Annotated in this window: 2 protein-coding genes; one reads left to right on the top strand and one right to left on the bottom strand. The window is 69.1% G+C overall.

What is annotated here, in order from left to right; translation table 11 throughout:
* Positions 1-79: 79 nt before the first annotated feature.
* On the bottom strand, positions 80-1,606 hold the full coding sequence (locus ACFWY5_RS40300) for a glycoside hydrolase family 88 protein (RefSeq protein WP_379637959.1): 1,527 nt from the start codon (positions 1,604-1,606) through the stop codon (positions 80-82).
* A 320-nt stretch (positions 1,607-1,926) separates the two neighbouring features.
* Between ACFWY5_RS40300 and ACFWY5_RS40305 the strand changes: the two genes are divergently transcribed.
* On the top strand, positions 1,927-4,338 hold the full coding sequence (locus ACFWY5_RS40305; RefSeq protein ID WP_379637960.1) for a PQQ-dependent sugar dehydrogenase: 2,412 nt from the start codon (positions 1,927-1,929) through the stop codon (positions 4,336-4,338).
* Positions 4,339-4,362 lie beyond the last annotated feature (24 nt).

Below are 4,362 nucleotides of genomic sequence, written 5' to 3' on the forward strand. Positions count from 1 at the left end.
GCCCCGCGGGGGGGGGCCTGGGGGGCCTTCTGACCCCCCCCCGGGGCCCCCCCGGCCCCCCGGGGCGCCCCACGCCGGGTCAGCGGGTGCGCGTCATCTGCTCATTCATGATCAGGAACGCGCCCAGTCCGTGGAAGTCGTTGACCGGCCGCGCCCGGTTGAAGTAGTAGCCGAACACGTCGTCCACGTTGGTGCCCTCGCTGATGTCCACGATGGTGGTACGCCCGTCGGACCCGGTCGACACCTTGGCCATGACGCCCTGGTAGCCGCGCTCGGCGTACACCTGGTAGGAGGGGTCGACGTAGCCGCGCTCGACCGAGCGGGAGATCGTGTAGGTGTACATGGCCGAGCACGAGGTCTCGGTCCAGTTGCCGGAGTTGCCGCGCTCGGTCACGACCTGGAACCAGCGCCCGGTCGCCGGGTCCTGCCAGGTGGCGTAGGCGGGGACGAGGTTGCGCAGCATGGTGATCAGGGCGGCGCGGCGCGGGTGGTCGGCGGGGATGATCTCGAGGATGTCGATCGCGGCCATGCCGAACCAGCCGATGGCCCGGCACCAGGAGATGCCGTTGGTGTTGCCGAGCGAGGGCTTGACCCAGGAGGCGGTGAGCCCGCCGGGCTGGTCGTAGGCGTGGTAGAGCAGGCCCGCGGCGCTGCCCGACGTGCGGTTGAGTCGGCTGTAGTAGATCTCCATCTGCTTGGCCGGCTCGGTGCGGGTGAAGGCGTCCTCGGCGACCCACGCGCCGTAGCGGGCCAGGAACGGGTTGACCATGAACACGCCGTCGGCCCAGAGCTGGCCCTGGCGCGAATCGGAGGTGGAGTGCCACCAGCCGCCGTCGGAGGTGCGCGGGTAGGTGTTCAGCCGGTTGCGGATCTTGGCGGCCGCGATGCGGTAGCGGCTCTGGCCGGTCTCCTTGTACAGCGCGAGCAGCACGTTGCCGGACTGCATGCTGTCGAGGTTGCTGAAGCTGTGGGAGATGTTGCCGGAGGAGTCGACGAAGCGGTCGGCCCAGTCCTTGATGTACCGCAGGTGGCGGGGGTCGCCGGTGCGCTGCCAGACCAGGTACTGGCCCCAGAGGTACAGGCCGCGGGTGTAGCCCCAGCCGCCGAGCGCGCCGGGGGAGTGGCGGGCCATGGTCGACTCGACCACCGCGGTGGACCAGTCGACGCCGCCCGGTTCGTCCACCGACAGCGAGTCGACGTTGGGCCCGCCGTTCGCGGTGGTGGCGGTGGCTCTGATCGGGGTGGTCCCGGCGGCCAGGGAGACGGTGAGGCGGGCGGTGCGCCAGTTGGTCCACGCGCCGGTGCCGGGGAAGTCGACGACGGTGCCGGCCACGTTCATCTGCCGGTTGGCGGCGGTGCCGTTGGCGTAGCGCAGGGTCAGGGTGACGGTGCGGGCCTCGGACGACTCGACGGCCCATTCGACGTAGGAGCCGAGCAGGTTGTCGTAGTTGACGAAACCGGTCCCGGTGTAGCCGGGATGGTTGGACTCGACGACTCCCTGGGAGATCGTGGCGTTCTCGGCTTCGAGGAGCGCTGCCGCGCCGGCGGGCTGGGCGTGGAGCAGCTGGGCGGCCAGCATGAGCGCCGTGGTGATCTTCAGAATCACGGCGAAGACTCCTCACTGTGAGACATCCCATGTATCACCTGCCCCTGACGGCAGAGTGAGGTCTCCCGGGCTAGCTGGAGGCTGGAACAGCCCGGGAGACAGATCCAATCTTTCGCCGGAAGAGATCTGCTCCAGAGCTATCACCAAACGGTTGCTGCGTCCAGGGCCCGGTCAGAACATCGGATCTTTAACTCTTCGAAGTTAGGAAACCTTCTTAAAGAATGGAGCGTTCCAAGATCTGAAATCTGTTGACGGATGTGACTCTTTGTGGGAACACGATGAAAAGCTCCAATCTTTCGCCGCCTGTCACAAGGAGCACCATGAAGTTACGTAGGTCCCGGGGAGCCTGTGCCCTCCTGCTCGCCGCCGGGATGCTGACCGCCTTGCCCGCCACGGCCGCCCAGGCCGCGCCGACCCGCTACGAAGCCGAGAACGCCACGATCGTCCAGGGCGCCGTCGAGTCCAACCACGCGGGCTTCTCCGGCACCGGATTCGTCAACGGAGAGAACGTCGCCGGGCCGTACGTGGAGTGGACCGTCAACGCGCCCGCCGCCGGAACCGCCACCCTCGCCCTCCGCTACGCCAACGGCACCACCGCCAACCGGCCCAGCGACATCAGCGTCAACGGCACCCTCGTGGCCGACGACCGCGCGTTCGCCCCCACCGGTGCCTGGTCCACCTGGACCACCAGCACGCTGACCGCGACACTCCAGGCCGGGCCCAACAAGATCCGGGCCACCGCCTCCGCGACCGGCGGCAACCCCAACTGGGACTTCCTCGACGTCGAGATGTCCGCGCCGACCACCGAGTACCAGGCCGAGAGCGCGACGATCTCCCAGGGCGCCGTGGAGTCCAACCACCCCGGCTACACCGGCTCCGGCTTCGTCAACCTCGACAACCTCGTCGGCAGCTACGTCCAGTGGACCGTGAGCTCGGCCACCGCCGGCGCCCAGGGCCTGTCCTTCCGCTTCGCCAACGGCACCGCCGACGCCAGGCCCATGGACATCTCGATCAACGGCGGCGCCCCCGTGAGCCTGAACTTCCCCTCCACGGGAGCCTGGCCCACCTGGCAGACCGTCAGCCTCAACGCCGCGCTCACCGCCGGCGCCAACACGATCAGGGCCACGTCGAGCACCGCCAACGGCGGCCCCAACCTCGACAAGCTGGACGTCACCGGACCCGGCGACACCGAGAAGCCGACCGCGCCCGGCCAGCCGTCCTGCACCCAGATCACCCACAACAGCCTCCGGCTGGACTGGGCGCCCTCGACCGACAACATCGGCGTGGCCGGATACGACATCTTCCAGCTGGGCACCCAGATCGGCACCGCGGCGGCGCCCCCGCACACGCTGACCGGCCTGCAGGCGGACTTCACCTACACGATCTCCGTCTTCGCCCGTGACGGCTCCGGCAACGTCTCCGACAGCAGCCCCGAGGTCACCTGCCGGACGCAGCCGGCGCCGCCGGACGACCCGCCGACACAGCCCGGCAAGCCGGCCGTCACCGGCGTCCAGCCGACCCAGGCCACGCTGACCTGGACCGCCTCCTCCGACGACAACGGCGTGCGCGCGTACCTGATCCGCGACGCGAGCAACACCGTGCTGCACACCGTGACCGGCACGCCGCCGGCCGGCACCGCGCAGGTGGCGCTGGAGTGCAACAAGACGTATCAGCTGCACGTGGTCGCGCGGGACACCGCCAATCAGCTGTCCACCCCGAGCGCGGCGTCGGACTCCTTCACCACGGGCAGTTGCGGCACCGTGCCGCAGACTCCGGCCACGGTCGCCGGGAGCTGGGACATCCCGTGGGACATCTCCTGGGCGCCCGACGGCTCGTTCGCCCTGGTGACCGAGCGCGACACCTTCCGGGTGTTCAAGCTGACCCCGTCCGGCACCAAGACGCAGGTGGGCACCGTACCCAACAGCCAGACCACCGGCGGCGAGGGCGGCCTGATGGGCCTGGCGATGTCGAAGACCTGGAACGGCACCTCCGACCAGGAAGTGTTCTTCTTCCACACCTCCTCCGAGGGCAACCGCATCGCCAAGATGAACTTCAACGGCACCGCCCTGTCCGGCTACACCTCGCTGCTGCAGGGCATCGCCAAGAACCGCTACCACAACGGCGGCCGGCTCAAGTTCGGCCCCGACGGCTACCTGTACGCCACCACCGGCGACGCCCAGCAGACCAGCCACGCGCAGAACCTCAGCTCGCTCAACGGCAAGATCCTGCGCATCACCAAGACCGGCGCCGCGGCCCCCGGCAACCCGTTCAACAGCCGCGTCTACAGCTACGGCCACCGCAACCCGCAGGGCATCGCCTGGGACTCCGCGGGCCGCCTGTGGTCCTCCGAGCTGGGCAACTCCTCGCGTGACGAGCTCAACCTGATCCAGTCGGGCAGGAACTACGGCTGGCCGCAGTGCGAGGGCACCTGCTCCGTCTCCGGCATGACCAACCCCAAGCGGACCTGGGGCGTGGGCGAGGCTTCGCCGTCCGGCATCGCCATCGTCAACAACACGGTCTTCATGGCCGCCCTGCGCGGCCAGCGCCTGTGGCGCATCGTCCTGAACGGCGAGAACGTCGGCACGGTCAACAGCTACTTCAACGGCACCTACGGCCGCCTGCGCGCGGTGGAGAAGGTGCCGGGAGCCAGCGCGATCTGGTTCGGCTCCAGCAACTCCGACAACAACGGCAACGGCAACCCGGACGTGATCCGCCGCTCCAACATCCAGTGATCCCACCGCCCAGCCCTCGCCCGG

Origin of the sequence: Nonomuraea sp. NPDC059007 (assembly GCF_042740555.1) — a bacterium.
Lineage (GTDB): Bacteria > Actinomycetota > Actinomycetes > Streptosporangiales > Streptosporangiaceae > Nonomuraea.

Coding starts and splice junctions, on each gene's coding strand:
- ACFWY5_RS40305 (WP_379637960.1), top strand. CDS start 1,927: ATGAAGTTACGTAGGTCCCGGGGAGCCTGTGCCCTCCTGCTCGCCGCC.